This window comes from Sphingomonas sp. SORGH_AS_0870 (assembly GCF_031453175.1).
In the GTDB taxonomy this organism is placed as follows: Bacteria; Pseudomonadota; Alphaproteobacteria; order Sphingomonadales; family Sphingomonadaceae; genus Sphingomonas.
On record NZ_JAVIYW010000002.1, the window covers coordinates 1,109,583 to 1,129,958 of the forward strand.

A 20,376-nucleotide genomic window follows, 5' to 3' on the forward strand; every position below is an offset into this window, starting at 1 on the left:
CCACGCACAGGCGGACGGGGCGAGACCGGGCATGAGCACGACGATCGACTATTATGAACTGCTCGAATGCGAGCGCACCGCGGACGATGCGACGATCAAGTCGCGCTACCGCAAGCTGGCGATGCAGTACCATCCGGACCGCAATGCGGGCTGCAAGGACTCCGAGGCCAAGTTCAAGGCGATCAGCGAAGCCTATGACTGCCTGAAGGACCCCCAGAAGCGGGCGGCCTATGACCGCTATGGCCATGCCGCGTTCCAGCAGGGCATGGGCGGCGGTGGCGGCGGCCATGGCGGGCAGGATTTCGGCGCCTTCTCCGATATTTTCGAAAGCGTCTTCGGCGAGTTCATGGGCGGCGGACGCGGCGGCGGGCGGCAACAGCCGCGACGCGGTGCGGATCTGCGCTACGACATGGAAATCTCGCTCGAAGAGGCGTTCCATGGCAAGTCGACCGAGATCACCATCGATGTCTCGGCCACGTGCGACACCTGCGACGGCACCGGCGCCAAGCCCGGGACCAGCGCCAAGACCTGCCAGCATTGCGGCGGCCATGGCAAGGTCCGCGCGCAGCAGGGCTTTTTCGTGGTCGAGCGGACCTGTCCGGTCTGTCAGGGGGCGGGCCAGATCATCGCCGATCCGTGCCCCGATTGTCGCGGCGACGGCCGGATCGAAAAGACCAAGACGCTGGCCGTCAACATCCCGGCGGGCGTCGACGAGGGCACCCGCATCCGCCTGACCGGCGAAGGCGAGGCGGGCGCACGGGGGGCTCCCGCAGGCGACCTCTACATCTTCCTGCATGTGAAACGGCACGCCATCTTCGAGCGCGAGGGTACGACCCTGTTCGCCCGCGCGCCGATCAGCTTCACGACGGCGGCGCTGGGTGGATCGCTGTCCATTCCGGGGCTTGATGGCCGCACGCACGAGATCAAGATTCCAGCGGGCATCCAGTCGGGCAAGCAACTCCGCCAGCGTGGGGCGGGCATGCCCGTCCTGCAAGGGCGCGGCACCGGCGATCTGGTCATCCAGATCGAGGTCGAGACGCCGACCCGGCTGTCGACCCGCCAGCGCGAATTGCTCGAACTGTTCCGCGAAACCGAGACCGGGGACGAATGCCCTGAAAGCCAGGGCTTTTTCGCCAAGTTGAAGAGTGTCTTCGCGGGCGAATAAGCAAGGTTTTCCGTCGATTGACACTATCGAACGATGCAGGGCCGGGATGATCGTCCATCCCGGCCCTGTTGACTCCCGAGCAGGGCGGGAGTCATGATTGTCGCGCGACTTTGACAAGGAAGTCCTGCGATGCGTCACTTGCCTGGATGCTTGATCGCCCTTGGTGCGATGGTGTTGGCGCCTGTCGCGGCGCAAGCTGTTCCATCCCCCAAAGTCGAAAAAATCCTTCTGCCGGATGCGGGGGCGTCCGACGAGATCATCGTCCAGGCGCTCAGCCTTCCGCGCGACGCCTTGCCGGTCAATGTCCGCTGGGCGCCGGTCGACAATACGCAAGTCAACATCGCCTATGAGCGCGCGGACCAGTTCCTGGCCTGTGCCTTCGACAAGGCCAGCCGGGACTGGTTGCGCAAGGCGGTCGAAGGGCCCCCGTCGCTGGCCAGCACCGAATATGCGCAGGGCATGGTCATCGTCACCAACTGGGGATGTTACCCGCCGCTGGGATCGAGCCCGCCGTGGAACCCCGCGCTGGCGGGACAGGACATCCTCCATCGGGGAATCCTGATCGAGCGGACGTTGCGCGCCTTTGCGCCGGATGCGTCGCTTGATGCCGCGCAGACCTTCGACCCGGTGGTACGCACGCGCTTCCGCAAGGTGGAAACTGCCCATAACCGCTATCGGCAGAATCCGGAGAAATCGGGGTTTGTCGTAGCCGCCTGCCTGGTTCAGACCCAGCCGGTCCTCGCGACGCGGCTATTCCACGCACCGCAGGGCAGCGATCTGGTCCGGGGGCTGGAACAGGCGATGCTCGTCAATGCGCCCGAGTGCCTGGAGGGGGTGAAGAAGCTGAGCGTCGAGCCGACCACGCTTCGGGTGTATCTGATCGATGCCTTTTACCGCTGGCTGCTCGCCGCACGGAACGTTCCGACACTGATCCCGGCCAGTGGGGCATAGGCGCGGCGTCCAGCCCCCAAGCAAAGCCATATTGCATTGCGGCGACGGTCGCGCTCCAATGGCGGCCATCAGGATGGAGATTGTCATGTCGCCGTGGAAAGCCGCTTTGCCCCTTCTTGCTGCGTGCGCGCTGCTCCCCGCCGCCGCGCCGGTCGCCGCGCCGCGCGTCGGGATCGCCAGTTTCGAGGCGCTGCCCAAGCCCCTGCCGCTGCCCTATCATGCGGGCGACGCCAAGGCGGCCATCGCGGCGGCCCGCGCGCGAGCGGTCAAGGCGCACAAGCGGGTGCTGATCGATCTGGGCGGCAATTGGTGCCTCGACTGCCGCCTACTGGCGGGTGTGATGGAGTCGCCGAAGATGCGGCCCTTCGTCGCTCGGCATTTCGAGGTGGTGACGGTCGATGTGGGCCGGTTCGACCAGAATATGGATGTCCCGGCCTCTTACGGCATCACCGGGCGGCTGGCGGGCGTGCCCGCGGTGCTGATCGTCGATCCGAAGACCAACAAGCTGGTCAATGCCGGGCGGGAAACCGCGCTGGCCGATGCGCGGGCGATGACGCCGCAGGCGGTGGCGGACTGGCTGGCGCAGTGGGTGGGGTGAGGGGGCTCACGGCCGGTTGATCGTCATGTGACGATTTATGGGCCGATCGCATTTGATCGGCCGGGTTCCCTCCCCCAAACCCCTCCCGCCTGCGGGAGGGGAGAGGGAAAAGGGTAAGCGCTTCCCCAGGCAACTCCCCTCCCGCAGGCGGGAGGGGTTGGGGGAGGGGAGTCCGTCTCGGCGGGACAGGCCGCCAATGGGACTCCCCCCGACCGATTACGCGCCGAACACCCGCGCGAAGATCGTGTCGACATTCTTGTAATGGTAATCGAGGTCGAACCGCGCCTCGATCTCCTCGGGCGACAGCGCCGCCGTCACGTCCGCATCGGCCTTGAGCAGTTCCATCAGCGACAGTTCGCCATCGGACTCCCACACCTTCATCGCGTTGCGCTGGACGAGGCGATAGCTGTCCTCGCGGCTCACGCCCGCCTGGGTCAGCGCCAGCAGGACGCGCTGCGAATGGACGAGACCGCCCATCTTGTTGAGGTTCTTCTCCATCCGCGCCGGATAGACGACCAGCTTGTCGATGACGCCGGTCAGGCGGGCGAGCGCGAAGTCGAGGGTGATGGTCGCGTCGGGGCCGATATAGCGCTCGACCGAGGAGTGGCTGATGTCGCGCTCATGCCACAAAGCGACATTCTCCAGCGCCGGGGTGACATAGCCGCGCACCATGCGGGCTAGGCCGGTCAGATTCTCGGTCAGCACCGGGTTGCGCTTGTGCGGCATCGCCGACGAGCCCTTCTGGCCGGGCGAGAAATATTCCTCGGCCTCCAGGACTTCGGTGCGCTGGAGGTGGCGGACCTCGGTCGCCAGCCGCTCGATCGAGCTGGCGATGACGCCCAGCGTCGCGAAGAACATCGCATGGCGGTCGCGCGGGATGACCTGGGTCGAGACGGGCTCGACGGTCAGGCCCATCTTCTCGGCGACATGGGCTTCGACACGCGGGTCGATATTGGCGAAGGTGCCGACCGCGCCCGAGATCGCGCAGGTGGCGATGTCGGCGCGCGCCGCGAGCAGGCGGGCGCGGTTGCGGTCGAACTCGGCATAGGCTTGCGCCAGCTTCAGGCCGAAGGTGACCGGCTCGGCATGGATGCCATGGCTGCGGCCGATGGTCGGGGTCAGCTTGTGCTCCAGCGCGCGGCGCTTGATGACGGCGAGCAGCGCGTCGAGGTCTTCGAGCAGAATGTCCGAGGCGCGCGCCAGCTGCACCGCCAGGCAGGTGTCGAGCACGTCGGACGAGGTCATGCCCTGGTGCAGGAAGCGCGCCTCCGGTCCGGTCCGCTCGGCGACATGGGTCAGGAAGGCGATGACGTCGTGCTTGGTCTCCGCCTCGATCGAATCGATGCGCGCGATGTCGAAATCACCCGCCGCCTTGTCGGCTTCCCAGATGCGCGCGGCGGCTTCCTTCGGGACGACGCCCAGCTCGGCGAGCGCGTCGGTGGCGTGCGCCTCGATCTCGAACCAGATGCGGAAACGGGTCTGGGGATCCCAGATCCGGGTCATGGGAGCACGGGAATAGCGCGGAATCATCGGGGCACCTTCAGGTCGTGGAAACGGCACGGCTTACCGTGCACTCCCTCTCGGAATCACGGTGTGCCGTGCCGTTAGCAGGGACGAGCCGAGCCTTCAAATCCGAAGATGCAAACCCCATATGGTCAAATGCCGAACGGGATCGTATCACTAAAGGCGAAGATGCGTTTCCGGTCTTCATAGTCATCGATCGACCAGAGTAAGGGAGAGACGAGATGATGAAATATGCTTTTCTTGCCGGTGCCATGATGGTGTCTGCCCCGGTGCTTGCGCAGGTTGCACCCGCTCCCGCTCAGACCACGCCGGCGGCGCCGCAATCGGCGACGACAACCACGGCTGATCCGATGCAGGCTGCCACGCCGTCGGCGGAACCCGCCGCGCCTGCCCAGGCGGCCCCCGCCGAGGGGCAGGTCCAGGCGACCGGCAGCCAGATCGCGCAGGTCGTCGATACCCAGTTCCCGACCTATGACAAGGACGGTGATGGCCAGCTGAACAAGGCCGAGTTCACCCAATGGATGGTCGCACTGAAGGCGCAGACCGACCCGTCGACCAAGGCCGAGTCGCCTGCGACCAAGAAATGGGTGGGCACCGCCTTTGCCCAGGCCGACACCGACAAGAGCAAGAAGGTGTCGAAGACCGAGCTGACCGGCTTTCTGAGCCAGGGTCAGGGCTGAGCCGGAACACCCCCTCCGTTCCTACGATTCCCCGAGCGGGGATGAGCGGGGCCGTCGGACCACCCGGTTCGGCGGCCCCTTTTTCGTGCCTGTTTGCGGGGCACGAAAAAGGGCAGGGGCGTCGCCGCCACCTGCCCTGATTTTCGTTCGCTTGCTCGTGAGAGAAAGCGAGGCCGGATCAGGCCTCTTCCGAACCTTCCGACGCATCGGCCGCTTCGTCCGCGGCGGTCGGAACCGTCGGCGGAACGATGGTGGCGATCGCGAAGTCGCGGTCGTCGATGGCGGGCTCGGCGCCCTTAGGCAGCTTCACGTCCGAGATGTGGATCGAGTCGCCCACGGCCAGACCCTTCAGCGAGATGCTGATTTCGGTCGGGATGTTGGCGGCGTCGACGACCAGCTCGATCTCGTGGCGGGTGATGTTCAGCACGCCGCCCTGCTTGACGCCGCTCTCGTCCTCGTCGGTGAAGACGACCGGAACGGCGACCGTGACGGTCTCATGCTCGCCGATGCGCAGGAAGTCGACGTGCAGCGGGCGGTCGGTGACGGGATGGAACGCGACGTCCTTCGCCAGCGTGCGCTGGCCGTCCACCATGATGACCGAGGTGAAGAAGTGGCCGGTCATCAGCGCCTTGACGAGCGCCTTCTCTTCGAGATGGATCGACGCGGCGGCCTTGTTCTGGCCATAGATCACGGCGGGGACGCGGCCTTCACGACGCAGCGAACGGGAGGCTCCCTTGCCAACCTGATCGCGCGTCTCGGCGGCGAGCGTAAGGGTGTCGCTCATTCCAGTAACTCCGAAACAAAAGGGATATAGCTTCCCGATCACGCCTCCAGGGATGACCATGACCGGAAGCGGCGGCGCATAGCCGCAAAGGCGGCAAAAGGCAAGCCACGCGCCGCCTTATCCTCAGAAGCGGATCGGCAGGCCGATAAGGACGCGACCATGCTCGGATCCCGCCTGGGTGCGCAGGCGAACCGCGACGTTACGGCCGATCTGCCGCTCGATCCCAATGCCGCCGACCAGCCCGTTGGGTCCGTTGCCGTCATCGTCGATGACGTTCGCCAGCCGGACGTCGTAGCGATAGCCGCCATAGCCCGCCTCGACGAACACCATGGTGCGATCGCCCAGCACATATCCTGCCCGTGCGGTCACGCTATAGCCCCAGCGCGCCTTCTGTTCGTAGAAGGCGAAAATCTCCTGGCTGCGCACGGTGCCACCCCCAGCCTGGACTGCTACTTCGCCCCCCAGGAGCAGGCGTTCGCTGGCGGGCAGCATGATCCCGGCAAAGCCACCCCCGGCCAGCCCCGCCCCCACATATTTGCGGCTGCTGACGTTATCACCAAGGCGGAAGCCATGGATCAGGACCCCGGCCTCCAGGCCCGCATAAGGGCCAGCAAAGGCGGGCTTGTCCTGCGCGAAGGCGGTCGCGGGCAGGCAGATCAGCAGGGCGGCGGCAAACTGGAGGCGCATCGAAAACGTCCTTTGGTCATAGGGGCTCCCCATCGATTCCCTATGAGGGTTGATGTATGATGATTATGAATTTCTGTAAAACAGAAAGAATGTGATGTCGGACAGATATTTCATGAGCCGTGGGCGCGCGCGGGTAGTGCGGGTGTTCGCGCTGCTGTGCTTTCTGATCGCGGGGGCGGGGGCGGCAACGCTGCCCGCGATGTTGGTGGGGCCGCAGTGGCAGGCCTTCATGATCGATTGTGATGACGGATGCCGCCCAAAACCCCAGCCGCTTGATCAATTGTCGCCGGAGGTCCGACACGTCATCGCCAGCTTGCCAAAGGCCCCGGAACGAATGACCGCCGCCATGGCGGAGCCTTATTGGTGGTGGCGATTGTTCGGCATCCAGATGCTGGACATCCTGCCCTTCACCCTGTTGTTCTTCTCCGTCGGCATGGCGCTAGGGTCGTTCGGCAACCGGCAGGAGCATCGCGATTGGCGCGGAATACGCTGGCTGCAGCGGGCGACGGCGGTGGCGATCATCATGGCGATCGCCGAACCCCTTGCGCAAGTGCTGCGCGACGCCGTCTTTCTCGGCGCGATGACGGATGTCGGGGCTTTTTCCTATTTGATCGACTTCACCCAGATCATCGAGCGGCTGCTGTTTGCCGGGGCGGCCTGGGCTGCGATCTGGGCGCTGGCGGCGGGGTTGCGTGCGCGGGGCGACCTGGCCGAGATCGTCTGATGCCCGTTACCGTCAACCTCGATCTGATGCTGGTACGGCGCAAGGTGAAGTCGAAGGAACTGGCCGAGGCGATCGGTATCACCGAATCGAACCTGTCGTTGCTGAAATCGGGCAAGGTGAAGGGCGTGCGCTTTTCGACGCTGGCCGCCATCTGTCGCTATCTGGACTGCGAGCCGGGCGACATACTGGGCTATGAACCGTCCGACGACGATCTGACGGTGGAAGAATAGGGCGCTTCGCGTCGCTCCCTCCAACGGAGAGCGACGCGAAAACGGGGGTCAATAGGCGATACGCTCCGCCTTGATTCCCTGCTTGGCGAGCTGTGCCTGGACGCTGTTCTGGCCTGCCAGATGGCCCGCGCCCACCGCGACGAAGACGGTGCCGGGCTTGGCCATTCGCTGCTTGATCCACGTCGCCCAGCGGGCGTTGCGGTCGGTCAACAGGGTCTTGGCGAGTTCGGGCGAGGCCTTCAGGCTGTCGTTCATCGTCTTGGCCAGCGCATTGGGGTCGCCTTTGGCCCATTCATCGACCATCTCGGCCATTTCCTCGCCCGCCTTGGGCAGGTCCTCGACCGTCGAGGTCAGGAACTCGATCTGCGCCTTTTGCGACAGGCCGTTGAAATAGCCGATCTGCTGCTCGGCGGTTTCCAGCCCGGCGACAGGCTTGTTCGCGGCCTTGGCGGCATCGGCCAGCACCGTCTCCGGCCCGTTCTTGGGATCGTAACCCAGCTTCTGGATCGGCGCGATAGACAGGGTGACGCCCGCCAGCCATGGCTTCATCCGATCGAAGGCCTGGGGCGGCAGCCCGGCCTCGGTCAGCGCCTTCAGATAGGCGCCGCGCTTGTCGGCGGGCAGCTGTTCGGTCAGGGGCGGGCCGCTGGTGATGATGCCGTTCTTCAGCACGATCTGCTGCATCGTCGCCTGATCGGGCTGCACCATCTCCAAGACCAGCTGGTCGGACTTGTCGAAGGCGGTCTTCACCGCCTCGTCGAACCAGGACAGGCCGGGCTTCAGCACATGGATGGTGCCGAACAGGTAGATGGTGGTGTCCGCATCTTTGACCACCCACAGAGCGGGGTCCGCGTCATTCGGGTTCTGGGCGGGTTTGCTCTGCGCACAGGCGGGCAGCGCGAGCATCAGGGCAAGCGAGGTGAGGGCGGCTTTCATGATCGTCTTCATGGGATCGGACTTTCGGAAAGGGAAGGGTCTGTCGTCCTTTTGGCCGGGGTGGTCCTACCTGTCATCTGCCCTCTCCGCCACAAGTTGCAGGGGCGGCCGTCCTTGACCGCGAAAGGGCCATCCGCCAAAGCCTGCCGCGTTATGCTGACCCGGAACGGACCCCCGGAAGGACCACTTTCCTTCCAGCGCATGATCCTCACCCTCCATGACTATTGGAGCGAGCGCGGATGCGTGATCCTGCAACCCTATGACATGGAGATGGGGGCGGGCACCTTTCACCCCGCGACCACGCTGCGCGCGCTGGGTCCGGATTCGTGGAACGCCGCCTTCGTCCAGCCGTGCCGCCGCCCGACCGACGGCCGCTATGGCGAGAACCCCAACCGGCTCCAGCATTATTACCAGTATCAGGTGATCCTGAAGCCCTCGCCCTCCGACCTGCAGGACCTGTATCTGGGTAGCCTTGCCGCGATCGGCGTGGACATGGCCAAGCACGACATCCGCTTCGTCGAGGACGATTGGGAAAGCCCGACCCTGGGCGCCTGGGGCCTGGGCTGGGAAGTCTGGTGCGACGGGATGGAGGTGACCCAGTTCACCTATTTCCAGCAGATGGGCGGTTACGACATGAAGCCGGTCGCGGGCGAGCTGACTTATGGGCTCGAACGGCTGGCCATGTACATCCAGGACGTCGACAACGTCTATGACCTGCGCTTCAACGATGCGGGCGTGAGCTACGGCGACGTGTTTCTCGAAAACGAGAAGCAGATGTCGACCTGGAATTTCGAGGTGGCCGACACCGAGACGCTGTTCGACGCCTTCCGCAAGGCGGCGGCCGAGTGCGAGCGCTGTCTGGAGGCCAAGCTGCCCATCCCCGCCTATGAACAGGCGATCAAGGCCAGCCACACCTTCAACCTGCTGCAGGCGCGCGGCGTGATCTCGGTGGCGGAGCGCCAGGCCTATATGGGCCGCGTCCGCGATCTGGCGAAGGGCGCGTGCGGTGCCTGGATGGACAAGAACGGCTGGGCCGCGTGATGACCGATTTTCTGCTCGAACTCCGCTCCGAAGAAATTCCCGCCCGGATGCAGGCGGGCGCGCGGGAGAATCTCGCCAAGCTGTTCGCCGCCGAACTCGCCAAGGCCGGTCTGTCGGCGGGTGAGATCGTTACCTATGCGGGCCCGCGTCGCCTGGCGCTGATCGCCAAGGGGCTTCCGTCCGCGACCGAGGCGGTGTCCGAAGAGGTGAAGGGCCCGCGTGCGTCGGCCCCGCCCCAGGCGCTGGAGGGATTCCTCCGCAAGACCGGGCTGACGCGCGAGCAACTGACCGAGCGCGACGGCGTGCTCTTCGCGATCACCGAAAAGCCCGGCCGCGCGACCGCAGAGGTCCTGGCCGAGGCGATCCCCGCGATCGTCCGCGCCTTCCCCTGGCCCAAGTCGATGCGCTGGGGGGCGGAGTCCGCCTCGACCGAGTCGATGCGCTGGGTCCGCCCGCTGCACGCCATCGTCGCGCTGTTCGGGGCTGAGGTGGTGCCGTTCGAGATCGCCGGGATCACCAGCGGCAATGTCACGCGCGGCCATCGCTTCCACGCGCCCGCCGAGATCGTGCTGACCGGCGCGGACACCTATGTCGAGCAGCTGCGCGCAGCCAAGGTGCTGGTCGATCAGGACGAGCGCGCCGCGATCATCCGCGAGCGCGCGTCGGCGCTGGCCGCCGAGGCGGGGCTGGAACTGGTCGAGGACGAAGGGCTGGTCGCCGAGAATGCCGGGCTGACCGAATGGCCGGTGCCGCTGCTCGGCCGCTTCGACGAAGCCTATCTCGACGTGCCGCCGGAAGTCATCCAGCTCACCGCGCGGGTGAACCAGAAATACTTCGTCTGCCGCTCCGGCGACGGCAAGCTGGCGAACGCGTTCGTCTGCACCGCCAATATCGAGGCGAGCGACGGCGGCGCGAAGATCGTCGAGGGCAATGGCAAGGTGCTCGCCGCCCGCCTGTCCGACGCGCGCTTCTTCTACGAGACGGACCTGAAGACCAAGCTCGACGATCTGCGGCCCAAGCTGGAAAAGATCGTCTTCCACGAAAAGCTCGGCACCGTCGCCGACAAGGTCGAGCGGGTGGCCAAGCTGGCCCGCTGGCTGGTCGAAGAGGGGATCGTCACCGAGTCCCCCTCCCGCAGGCGGGAGGGGCTAGGGGAGGGCCGTGCCCCAAGCGACGTCGCCAGCGGAACCGTCCCCCCCCCATCCCCCCCCGCAAGCGGAGGGGGCGAGCTTGCCGATCTGGCGGAGCGCGCCGCGTACCTTGCGAAGGCCGATCTCGTCACCGGCATGGTCGGCGAGTTCCCCGAATTGCAGGGCCTGATGGGCGGATACTACGCCGCCGCGCAGGGCGAGGACCCGCGCGTCGCCGAGGCGGTTCGCGATCATTACAAGCCGGTCGGGCAGGGCGATGATGTCCCCACCGCGCCGGTGACGGTGGCCGTGGCGCTGGCGGACAAGCTGGATAGCGTCGCGCAGTTCTTCATGGTCGGCTTGAAGCCCAGCGGCTCCAAGGATCCGTTCGCCCTTCGCCGTGCTGCGCTGGGTATCGCCAGCACGATCCAGCAGAATGGCCTGCGACTGCCCTTCTACCCGACGACGATCCGCGCCATGGGCAATGCCGATCATGGATCGACGGAGATGATGGATTTCATCATCGACCGCCTCAAGGTCCAGCAACGCGAAGCGGGCGTCCGCCACGACCTGATCGACGCGGTGTTCGCACTTGGCGGCGAGGACGATCTCGTCCGCCTCCTCGCCCGCGTCCATGCGCTGCAAGCCTTCGTCACCACCGACGACGGCGCCAACCTGCTCGCCGGGTACAAGCGTGCCGCGAACATCCTGAAGAAGGAAGGCGTCGAGGGCGACCAGGGCTGGACCGCGCCGACCTACACGCCCGAACCCGCCGAGGCCGATCTGATCGCCGCGCTCGACGCCGCCGAGCCCAAGGCGGCCGAGGCGGTGAAGGCCGAGGATTTCGAGGCCGCGATGGCCGCGCTCGCCTCGCTTCGTGCGCCGATCGACCGCTTCTTCGACGATGTGACCGTCAACGACGCAGACCCGGCCAAGCGGGCCGCGCGCCTCGCATTGCTCGCCCGCGTCCGGGCCGCCGTCCACATGGTGGCGGATTTTTCGAGGATCGAGGGATGAGTTGAGCCGGATCGGGAGACGGACCGACAGCTTCCTGTCTTCCCCTCCGGCAATATCGCCTTATTAACACCGACGCCTGTGTCCCCAGGGCGTCGGACGATACGACCAGTAAAGGATCGAACCGATGACCTATGTGTACCGCTTCGGCGGCGGCGTTTCGGACGGCGGTAAGGGGGACAGGAACCTGCTTGGCGGCAAGGGCGCGAACCTGGCCGAGATGGCGTCGATCGGGCTGCCGGTGCCGCCGGGCTTCACCATCTCGACCGCGATGTGCACCCGCTATTACGAGGATGGCGAGCAGTTTCCGCAAGAGCTGCGCGATGAGGTGGCCGACGGCATCGCGCATATCGAGGCGGTGACCGAAAAGCGCTTCGGCGACCCGGAAAACCCGCTGCTCGTCTCGGTCCGCTCGGGCGCGCGCGTGTCGATGCCGGGCATGATGGACACGGTGCTGAACCTCGGCCTCAACGACGCGACCGTCGAGGGGCTGGCGAAGAAGGCGGGCGACGAGCGTTTCGCCTGGGACAGCTATCGCCGCTTCATCCAGATGTATGCCGATGTCGTGCTGGAGCTGGATCACGGCGCGTTCGAGGAAGCGCTGGAGATCGCCAAGGAGGATAACGGCTTCACCCTCGACACCGAGATGTCGGCCGCCGACTGGAAGGCGCTCGTCACGACCTATAAGGGTCTGGTCGAGGAGCAGTGGGGCAAGCCCTTCCCGCAGGACGTGCACGACCAGCTCTGGGGCGCGGTCGGCGCGGTGTTCGGGTCGTGGCAGTCGGAGCGCGCGAAGGTCTATCGCCGCCTGAACGACATTCCTGCCGACTGGGGCACCGCCGTCAATGTGCAGGCGATGGTGTTCGGCAATATGGGCGACACCTCGGCGACGGGCGTGGCGTTCACGCGAGACCCTTCCAAGGGCGACCGAGCCTATTATGGCGAGTTCCTGATCAACGCGCAGGGCGAGGATGTGGTGGCGGGCATCCGCACGCCGCAATACCTGACCAGGGCCGCGCGCGAGGAAGCGAAAGCCAAACCCGCCTCGATGGAAGAGGCGATGCCCGAGGTCTATGCGGAGCTGGCCGCCGTCTTCGACCGGCTGGAAAATCATTACCGCGACATGCAGGACATCGAGTTCACGGTCGAACAGGCCAAGCTCTGGATGCTCCAGACCCGCTCGGGCAAGCGCACCGCCAAGGCGGCGCTGAAGATCGCGGTCGACATGGCCAATGAGGGCCTCATCACCCGTGAGGAGGCGATCGCGCGGGTCGATCCGGCGGCGCTCGACCAGTTGCTCCACCCGACGCTGGACCCCAATGCCCGGCGCGACGTGCTGACCAAGGGGCTGCCCGCCTCGCCGGGGGCGGCCTCGGGCAAGGTGGTGTTCGACGCCGATGCCGCCGAGCGTGCGGCGGCGGCGGGCGAGGCGGTGATCCTGGTCCGCGTCGAAACCTCGCCGGAAGACATTCACGGCATGCACGCGGCCAAGGGCATCCTGACCGCGCGCGGCGGCATGACCAGCCATGCGGCGGTCGTGGCGCGCGGCATGGGGCGGCCTTGCGTCTCGGGCGCGGGCAGCCTGTCGATCGACAACAAGGCCAAGCTGCTGCGCGTCGGTGCCCGCGAGGTGCGCGAGGGCGATATCCTGACGCTCGACGGTTCGACCGGCGAGGTGATGGTCGGCGCGGTGGCGACCGTCCAGCCCGAGCTGGCGGGCGATTTCGGCACGCTGATGGAATGGGCCGATCAGGTTCGCCGCCTGAAGGTCCGCGCCAATGCGGAAACCCCGCTCGACTGCCAGACCGCGCGCGATTTCGGCGCGGAGGGCGTCGGCCTGTGCCGCACCGAGCATATGTTCTTCGACGCCGCGCGGATCACGGCAGTGCGCCAGATGATCCTGGCCTCGGACGAAAAGGGCCGCCGCGTCGCGCTCGACAAGCTGCTGCCCGAACAGCGCGCCGACTTCACCGCGATCTTCGAGGTGATGGCGGGCCTGCCGGTGACGGTGCGGCTGCTCGACCCGCCGCTGCACGAATTCCTGCCGCAGCAGGAGGCCGAATTCGCCGAGGTCGCGACGGCGGCTGGCGTGGATGTGGATACGCTGAAGCGCCGGGCGAGCGAACTGCACGAGTTCAACCCGATGCTCGGCCATCGCGGCTGTCGCCTGGGCGTGACCTATCCCGAAATCTACGAGATTCAGGCGCGGGCGATCTTCGAGGCGGCGCTGGACGTCGCGGAGAAGTCGGGTGAGGCCCCGATCCCCGAGGTCATGATCCCGCTGGTCGCCACCCGGCGCGAGCTGGAGCTGATGAAGGCGGTGGTCGACAAGGCCGCGCAGGCGGTGTTCGCCGAGCGCGGCAAGACGGTCGAATATCTGGTCGGCACCATGATCGAGCTGCCGCGCGCCGCGCTGAAGGCCGGGGAAATCGCCGAGGTGGGCGAGTTCTTCTCCTTCGGCACCAACGACCTGACCCAGACGACTTTGGGCGTCAGCCGCGACGACGCCGCGCGCTTCCTGGGCGCCTATGTCGAGAAGGGCATCTACGCCAAGGACCCGTTCGTCAGCCTGGATGTCGAGGGCGTGGGCGAACTGGTCAGCCTGGCCGCCGAGCGCGGCCGCGCGACGCGCCCCGGCATCAAGCTGGGCATTTGCGGTGAGCATGGCGGCGACCCGGCGTCGATCGCCTTCTGCGAGCAGGTCGGGTTGGATTACGTCTCGGCCAGCCCGTACCGGGTCCCGATCGCCCGGCTCGCGGCGGCGCAGGCGGCGTTGAAGGCGCGGTAATCGGTCGCGGGGAGGGGAGCGGTTCGCCTGGAGCCTTCCCTCCCCCAACCCCTCCCGCCTGCGGGAGGGGCGTGCCTGGGGGCGCGGGCAGCGTACATCTCGATCGCGTTGCACGGTGCAATCGGTGATTCAGGGCTGAATGTGCCTCAAGTCCCTCCCCTCCCGCAGGCGGGAGGGGCTGGGGGAGGGCAGGGTGTCTCACCGAGCCCACACCCGATGAAACCCCGTTACCCGCGCGTCGAAACCCGGTTCCCGAAATCGAACCAGCCCCGACGCTCACCCGCCGGATAGGCCGGACGCGCGGCGGTGGCAGCGACCGGGCGGTACGGCGCCCGCTCCGTCACGGGGGCCGCCGCCACGGGTTGCGCACTGGTCAGCCGCTGATTCTCGCGCTCCAGCTCGGCGATGCGGGCCTGTGCGGCGGACAATTTGGTCTCGGTATCCTTCACCTGCGCGGCATGGGCGTCGCGCTCGGTCGAATAGCGGGTGCGCCATTTGCGGCCGCCCGGATGGCTCGCCAAACCGAAGAGCCAGCCTGCGATGAGGACCAGCCCCAGCACGGCGAATTGTGTCGTCGAAGTGAACAGCATCGCGGTCGATCCCTGCCTGTTACGTCCGGACAACGACCGGACGCGTCGGTGGTTGCGCGGGCGTTACTGGCCGGCGACCAGCGTATCCTTGATCGAGCAGGCGGCGGGGCCCAGGATCACCACGAACAGCGTTGGCAGGATGAACAGGATCAGCGGCACCGTCATGATCGCGGGCAGGCGCGCGGCCTTTTCCTCGGCGCGCATCATGCGTTCGTTGCGGAACTCGGCCGACAGGACGCGCAGCGCGCTGGCGAGTGGGGTGCCATATTTCTCGGTCTGGATCATCGTGGTGACGACCCCGCGCACCGAGTCGAGATCGACGCGCATCGCCAGATTCTCCAGCGCCTGCCGCCGGTCGGTCAGGAAACCCAGTTCGACCGAGGTCAGCTGGAACTCGTCGCCCAGCTCGGGATAGGCGCGGCGCAATTCGCGCGCCACGCGCATGAAGGCCGCGTCGATCGTCAACCCGGCCTCGGCGCAGATGACCAGCAGGTCGAGCGCATCGGGCAGGCCCTTGCGGATCGCCTGGCTGCGCTTGGTGATCTGGTTCTTCAGCGCCAGATCGGGGGCCTTGTACGCCAGCAGCAGCGTGCCCGCGACCAGGATGTTGCGGCTGAACGGGCTCCAGGTGGCGAAACCGTCGGTGCCGTAAACCCACAAGGCGATCAGCCCGCCCAGCACGATCGGCAGTGCGAGGCGGCCGAAGATCACCGCGACCGCCATCTCCTTGGACCGGATACCCGCCTGGAGCAGCTTGGTCTGGACCGCGCGGACCTGTTCGTCCTGCAACATCTTCAGCGAATCGAGGATGGCATGCATCCGGTTCAGCATCGTGTCGCGGTCGATCAGCCTTGCCCGCGACGGGGGCGGGGCGGCGATCCCGGCCTTGAGCTGTTCGCGGCGCGCGTTGAGGGTGCGCACCCGCGCCTTCATCGGATCGCGGCTGCCGATCAGCAGATAGCCGACGAACAGCAGCGCCAGGATGCAGACGCCCCATAGCAGCGTGGCGGTGGAGGCGGCGTCGAGGCCGAACGGGCCGGTCGCGGAAGAGGGGGCGGGGCTGCGCATTCAGATCTCGAAATTGATCATGCGGGACATGATGAACGCGCCCAAGCCCATCCACAGGATGCCGACGCCGCCGACCAGCATCAGGCGCGGATCGATGAAGAAGCGCGCCATATAGGGCTGGTTGATCAGCCAGATCATGGCGAACACGGCAAAGGGCAGGACGCCGATGATATAGGCCGACGCCTTGGATTCGGACGACATCGCCTTGATCTTCAGCTTCATCTGGGCACGCTTGCGCAGCACATCGGCCAGGTTGGACAGCGTCTCGGCCAGGTTGCCGCCGGTTTCGCGCTGAATGGCGATGGCGATGACGAAGAACTGGAATTCGGGCGTCTCCAGCCGGTCGGCGACGTCCTGCAGCGCGGCATCCATCGTCCGGCCGATCCGCATCCGGTCATAGACCGCGCGGAACTCCTCGCCGACCGGGCCGGGCACCTCCTGGCCGACGACCGCCATCGTCTCGGCGATGGGCAGGCCCGAGCGCAGGCCGCGGACCAGCAGCTCGATCGCGTCGGGAAAGCGGGCGGTGAACTTCGCGATCCGGCGGCCGATCGTCATCGACAGGAAGACATGCGGCAACCACAGCCCGATCCCGATCCCGAGCAGCAGCGCCAGGACGAAGGACAGCCCGATCATCAGGCCCAGCATCAGCGTGACGAGCGCGACGGCGGCGCAGCCCAGGCCATATTGCCCCAGCGTCCAGCCGCGCCCCGCCCGGTCCAGCCGCCTGGCCAGCTTTGCCGGGTTGGGCAGCAACCGGCCGAACGCCTTGTCCATGCGGGTATCGGTGGCGAACGCGATCCCGCGCGACGCGGTCGCCACGGCGGGCTTGTCGAGATCGAGCGCGACCCGCGTGCGCAGGCCCGCCAGCCGCCGCGACTGGGCGCGCGGCGTCGACGGGGCCGACAGTGCGGCCATCACCAGCATCAGCGTCGCGAAGACGCCGATCGCCAGGATCAGGGTCGCCAGGATGCTCACCCGATCAGGCCGTCCCGGCGCGCTTCGACAGCAGCGCCTTGAAGTCGAACCGGTCGAGCAGCCCGCGCCGCGCCGGGGCGGCGGTGCCGTCCTCTGCCGAGGCGCAGATGCGCTGGACCATGGCGATCATCGGCGCGACGGTGCGCGAGGACTTGCCCAGCTCGGCGATCGGCTTGCCCAGCTTGGCGGCCTGCACGACCAGTTTCTGGTCATAGGGGATGAGGACATCGACGGGGCGCTCGATCGACCCCTCGAAATCGCTCTGCGCGATCTCGCAGAGCGCGGCGGGCTGGACCCGGTTGGCGACGAGCAGGACGGCGGCCTGCGGCGCGTTGAGCTTCAGCCAGGCGAGCATGCGGATCGTGTCGCGCGCGGCGGCCAAGGTGAGTTCGGTCACCAGCACCACGGTCTGGGCGGTGTTCAGCAGCATCGGCTGTTGCAGGGCCATGTCGCGCGGCAGGTCGACCAGCGTCGTCTCGAAGGTCAGCCGCATCTCCTCCTGCAACTGGACGAAGGCGATGCCGTCGGTCAGGATCGGCGCGCTGATCGGCGCTTCGGCGGACAGGATGGCCAGCCGCTCCGACGCCTTAACCATCGCGCGTTCCAGGAACAGCCCGTCGATCCGGCTGGGATTGTCGATCGCGTCGACCAGCCCGCGTCCCGGCTCCAGGTCGAGTGAGAGCGCGGCGGTGCCGAAATGCACGTCCAGGTCGAGCAGCGCGGTCGAACGCCCCAGCCGCTCCGCCATCAGCCAGCCGAGCGAGGTGGCGATGGTCGAGGCGCCGATGCCGCCGCGCACGCCGATCACCGCGACGCCGCAATGCGCCCGCTCGGGCGTCTGGTCGGCGGGGCGGGGGGCGTGCAGGATCGCGCGCGCCTGTTCGAGCGTGTCGCGAAGCTGATCGGCGCTCAGCGGCTTGAGCAGATAATCATGGATGCCGCTGTTCATCAGCGTGCGATAGAGGCGCACGTCGTTGACCTGCCCGATCGCGATGACGATCGTGCCGGGTTCGCACACCTCGGCCAGATTGTTGATCTCCCCCACCGCATCGTCGGTGTCGCTCAGGTCGACCAGCAGGATTTGCGGGCTGGCCGACACCGCCAGCGATTGGATCGCGCCGCGCATGCCGGTCTTGAAGACCTTGTCCGGCGACCATCCCTGTTCGTCGGCGATCGGGCGGATCGCCTCGGCCGCCCAGTCGTCGCAGACATAGGCCTGGAACGGGTCGCGCTTCAGCGCGCGTTGGGGATTCCAGGGGGCGTTCACTGGGGCTCTCCGCTGCTGGTCGGCGCGGGGCCGCTGCTCGCGGTCGCGTTGGGATCGCGCAGCGTGGTGCCGCCCGTGCCCGTGGTGCCCGCCCGCCGCATCGCGACGATCGCACGGGTGGCGGAACGCGGGTCGGCGGTGGCGGGGCCGTCGGTGCCGCGGACCAGTTCCCGGGGATCAGCGACCATCGCCGCCAGATTGCGGTTGATCGCGCAGCCATGGTTGGACGAGGTGTCGCCGCTCCAGTCGGGGGCCAGATCGCTGCGCCAGTCGGGGCAGCCGGGCACCGTCGCGCGGGCGCGGGTCACGATCACGCGGATCGTCGCGGGCGCGACCGGGCTCTGCGCGATGGGCGAGGACGGGCCGAGCAGCAGGCCATAGGCGCCGATCACCGCCGCGACCTGGCGATAGGCGCCGGGGGCTTCGCCCGCCGGGTCCTCGACGGTCACGCGGTCGCCATAACCCAGCCGCAGGTTGCGCGCCCAGCCGTCGAGGCGACGATCCTCGTCGGCCGCCAGTTGCCCGCGCGACACGGCGAGGTCGAGCGCATAGTCGGTCTGCGACACGACCGGCTGATGCGCGGTTTCCAGCCCGTGCTGGCCACCGGCGTTACAGGCGGACAGCAGCAGGCCGAGGGACGTCAGGCAAAGCGGGGCGCGGCGCATGGGGCGGGGCATCCTTGGGCGGGCGATCATTCGGAAAAGCCCGGCATGGGAACGGCCTTGCCGGGCCGGGCGGCGGGCGCGGCTCCGACCGGCGCGGCGGCGCCGGATACGGGGCGACCCTGGACCGGCGGGGCCATGGTGGGGACGGGACGCGGCTCTCCGGACCCGGCGGCGACCCGTCCCAGCAGGACGCGCTCGGCATCGTTGGGCGGGCGCTGGCCGTCCGTCGGCAGGGCGATGTCCGAGGGGGAATCGACCGGCTTGACCAGATAGGGGGTGATGATGATGACCAGCTCGGTTTCGTTGCGCTTGAACGCGTTGGAGCGGAACAGCGAGCCGATCAGCGGCAGGTCGCCCAGCCACGGCGCCTTTTCGATGCTATTGTCATGGGTGTTGGACAACAGCCCGCCGATCATCATGCTCTGCCCCGACCCCAGCTCCAGCGTCGTCTCGGCGCGGCGGGTGGACAGAGCGGGGATCGAGGTGCCGTTGATCCGGACCGACCCCACCGAGGAGATTTGCGAGACTTCGGGCCGGACGCGCAGCGAGATCCGCCCGTCGGACAGCACGGTCGGCGTGTAGGACAGGCTGACGCCATATTGCTTATAGTCGACCGACACCGCGCCGAAGCCGCTGGTCAGCGGAATGGGGATCTCGCCCCCCGCCAGGAAGGTCGCGGTCTCGCCCGACAGCGCGGTCAGGTTGGGATTGGCCAGCGTCGAGACCTGGCCCAGCGTTTCGCCCAGATCGATCGCGGCGAGCAGGTTCATCCCCAGCACCCGTCCGGCCAGCCCCACCGACGTCCGCGCGTCGCCCGAGGTGAAGCCATAGCGGGTGCCGATGATCTGCCCCGTGGTCGGATCGGTGACGTCGCTGATCGTCCCGGCATTGCGGCCCGACGCGACACCGAACAGGAAGCCGCCGCTATTGTCGCGGCTCAGCAGGTTGACGCCGATCGTCTTGACGAAGCTGCGACTGACCTCGGCGATGCGGACCTGGAGGTTCACCTGAAGCGGGGTCGCGGTCTTCAAGCGGCTGATGATCCGGGTGTCCTTGCCGACATAGGCCTGGACCAGCCGTTCCGCCTCGGCGACATCGTCGGGCGAGGCGACGGTGCCGGTCAGCAGGATCATGCCGTTGATCGGCGTGGCGGCGATCTTGGCCTCCGGCATGGCCAGCCGCAGCATCCGGCCGATCGAATCGGTGTTGTTGCCGACCCGCACCGTCGCCGAATAGACGACCGCTCCGCCGCGCCCGGTGGCCGAGATGGTCGTTTCGCCCGGCTTCTTGCCATAGATATAGAGCTGGGTGGGCGAGCGGACCTGGACGTCGGCGATGCTGTCGTCGGCGACGAACAGATCGGTCATCGGACGGCGCAGGGTGATGAGGCGCGCGCGCCCGGTATTGATCTCCATCGCGCCCGACCCGTCGCTGACGACCGTGGAGCCTTCCGGATCGGCGGCGGCGGATGGCGCGGGGGCGAGGAGCAGCGGCGAGAGGATCAGCATATGGGCGGCGGCGCGTGCCGAGCCCGCCAGGATGGACCGGGACGCCAT

Annotated in this window: 19 protein-coding genes; 9 read left to right on the forward strand and 10 right to left on the reverse strand. The window is 67.2% G+C overall.

Annotated features, from left to right (window positions below; all coding sequences use genetic code 11):
* Positions 1–31 precede the first annotated feature (31 nt).
* From dnaJ to QE363_RS05805, 3 genes are all read left to right on the forward strand, one after another.
* A complete protein-coding gene (dnaJ, locus tag QE363_RS05795; RefSeq protein ID WP_309693007.1) occupies positions 32–1,165 on the forward strand; it encodes a molecular chaperone DnaJ in 1,134 nt (377 codons plus the stop codon).
* Positions 1,166–1,333: 168 nt separating this feature from the next.
* Positions 1,334–2,116, forward strand: coding sequence for a hypothetical protein (locus QE363_RS05800; protein ID WP_309693010.1), 783 nt, complete (start codon positions 1,334–1,336; stop codon positions 2,114–2,116).
* Positions 2,117–2,201: 85 nt separating this feature from the next.
* Entirely contained in the window at positions 2,202–2,714 is a 513-nt protein-coding gene (locus QE363_RS05805) for a thioredoxin family protein (RefSeq protein ID WP_309693011.1), read from the forward strand.
* Between the two features lie 216 nt (positions 2,715–2,930).
* On the opposite strand, the gene purB is transcribed toward QE363_RS05805, so the two are convergent.
* Positions 2,931–4,244: an adenylosuccinate lyase gene (gene purB, locus QE363_RS05810; RefSeq protein ID WP_309693014.1), complete on the reverse strand. Its 1,314-nt coding sequence runs from the start codon at positions 4,242–4,244 to the stop codon at positions 2,931–2,933.
* Between the two features lie 344 nt (positions 4,245–4,588).
* Between purB and QE363_RS05815 the strand changes: the two genes are divergently transcribed.
* Entirely contained in the window at positions 4,589–4,918 is a 330-nt protein-coding gene (locus tag QE363_RS05815; protein ID WP_309693017.1) for an EF-hand domain-containing protein, read from the forward strand.
* A gap of 178 nt (positions 4,919–5,096) precedes the next feature.
* On the opposite strand, the gene QE363_RS05820 is transcribed toward QE363_RS05815, so the two are convergent.
* Positions 5,097–5,702 carry a 50S ribosomal protein L25/general stress protein Ctc gene (locus QE363_RS05820; RefSeq protein WP_307103134.1) on the reverse strand — a complete coding sequence of 202 codons (606 nt, stop codon included), beginning with the start codon at positions 5,700–5,702 and terminating at the stop codon, positions 5,097–5,099.
* A 123-nt stretch (positions 5,703–5,825) separates the two neighbouring features.
* Positions 5,826–6,389, reverse strand: a complete 564-nt coding sequence (locus tag QE363_RS05825) for an outer membrane beta-barrel protein (RefSeq protein WP_309693024.1) — start codon at positions 6,387–6,389, stop codon at positions 5,826–5,828.
* Positions 6,390–6,501: 112 nt separating this feature from the next.
* Between QE363_RS05825 and QE363_RS05830 the strand changes: the two genes are divergently transcribed.
* Both QE363_RS05830 and QE363_RS05835 read left to right on the forward strand, forming a co-directional pair.
* Complete coding sequence (locus QE363_RS05830; protein WP_309693029.1) at positions 6,502–7,113, forward strand: hypothetical protein; 612 nt, start codon at positions 6,502–6,504, stop codon at positions 7,111–7,113.
* On the forward strand, positions 7,113–7,343 hold the full coding sequence (locus QE363_RS05835; protein WP_309693031.1) for a helix-turn-helix transcriptional regulator: 231 nt from the start codon (positions 7,113–7,115) through the stop codon (positions 7,341–7,343). The genes QE363_RS05830 and QE363_RS05835 overlap by 1 nt, the downstream gene beginning before the upstream one ends.
* Positions 7,344–7,391: 48 nt before the next feature.
* On the opposite strand, the gene QE363_RS05840 is transcribed toward QE363_RS05835, so the two are convergent.
* The gene (locus QE363_RS05840) at positions 7,392–8,279 is read right to left on the reverse strand and encodes a TraB/GumN family protein (RefSeq protein WP_309693033.1); all 888 of its coding nucleotides are present in this window, start codon (positions 8,277–8,279) and stop codon (positions 7,392–7,394) included.
* A 201-nt stretch (positions 8,280–8,480) separates the two neighbouring features.
* On the opposite strand from QE363_RS05840, the gene QE363_RS05845 reads away from it, so the two are divergent.
* The 3 genes from QE363_RS05845 (at position 8,481) to ppdK (ending at position 14,252) form a co-directional block, all read left to right on the forward strand.
* Positions 8,481–9,320, forward strand: a complete 840-nt coding sequence (locus QE363_RS05845) for a glycine--tRNA ligase subunit alpha (protein WP_309693036.1) — start codon at positions 8,481–8,483, stop codon at positions 9,318–9,320.
* Positions 9,320–11,467: a glycine--tRNA ligase subunit beta gene (glyS, locus tag QE363_RS05850; protein WP_309693039.1), complete on the forward strand. Its 2,148-nt coding sequence runs from the start codon at positions 9,320–9,322 to the stop codon at positions 11,465–11,467. The genes QE363_RS05845 and glyS overlap by 1 nt, the downstream gene beginning before the upstream one ends.
* A gap of 124 nt (positions 11,468–11,591) precedes the next feature.
* The gene (gene ppdK, locus QE363_RS05855) at positions 11,592–14,252 is read left to right on the forward strand and encodes a pyruvate, phosphate dikinase (protein WP_309693042.1); all 2,661 of its coding nucleotides are present in this window, start codon (positions 11,592–11,594) and stop codon (positions 14,250–14,252) included.
* A 227-nt stretch (positions 14,253–14,479) separates the two neighbouring features.
* Here ppdK and QE363_RS05860 read toward each other — a convergent pair whose 3' ends face one another.
* From QE363_RS05860 to QE363_RS05885, 6 genes are all read right to left on the reverse strand, one after another.
* The gene (locus tag QE363_RS05860) at positions 14,480–14,842 is read right to left on the reverse strand and encodes a hypothetical protein (RefSeq protein WP_309693045.1); all 363 of its coding nucleotides are present in this window, start codon (positions 14,840–14,842) and stop codon (positions 14,480–14,482) included.
* A gap of 63 nt (positions 14,843–14,905) precedes the next feature.
* Complete coding sequence (locus QE363_RS05865; RefSeq protein ID WP_309693048.1) at positions 14,906–15,910, reverse strand: type II secretion system F family protein; 1,005 nt, start codon at positions 15,908–15,910, stop codon at positions 14,906–14,908.
* Positions 15,911–16,888 carry a type II secretion system F family protein gene (locus QE363_RS05870; protein ID WP_309693051.1) on the reverse strand — a complete coding sequence of 326 codons (978 nt, stop codon included), beginning with the start codon at positions 16,886–16,888 and terminating at the stop codon, positions 15,911–15,913. It abuts the gene before it with no gap.
* 4 nt (positions 16,889–16,892) lie between these two features.
* Positions 16,893–18,155: a pilus assembly protein CpaE gene (locus QE363_RS05875; protein ID WP_309693054.1), complete on the reverse strand. Its 1,263-nt coding sequence runs from the start codon at positions 18,153–18,155 to the stop codon at positions 16,893–16,895.
* On the reverse strand, positions 18,152–18,820 hold the full coding sequence (locus QE363_RS05880; RefSeq protein ID WP_309693056.1) for a CpaD family pilus assembly lipoprotein: 669 nt from the start codon (positions 18,818–18,820) through the stop codon (positions 18,152–18,154). Before QE363_RS05880 ends, QE363_RS05875 begins: the two co-directional genes overlap by 4 nt.
* 26 nt (positions 18,821–18,846) lie before the next feature.
* The gene (locus QE363_RS05885; RefSeq protein WP_309693059.1) at positions 18,847–20,376 is read right to left on the reverse strand and encodes a type II and III secretion system protein family protein; all 1,530 of its coding nucleotides are present in this window, start codon (positions 20,374–20,376) and stop codon (positions 18,847–18,849) included.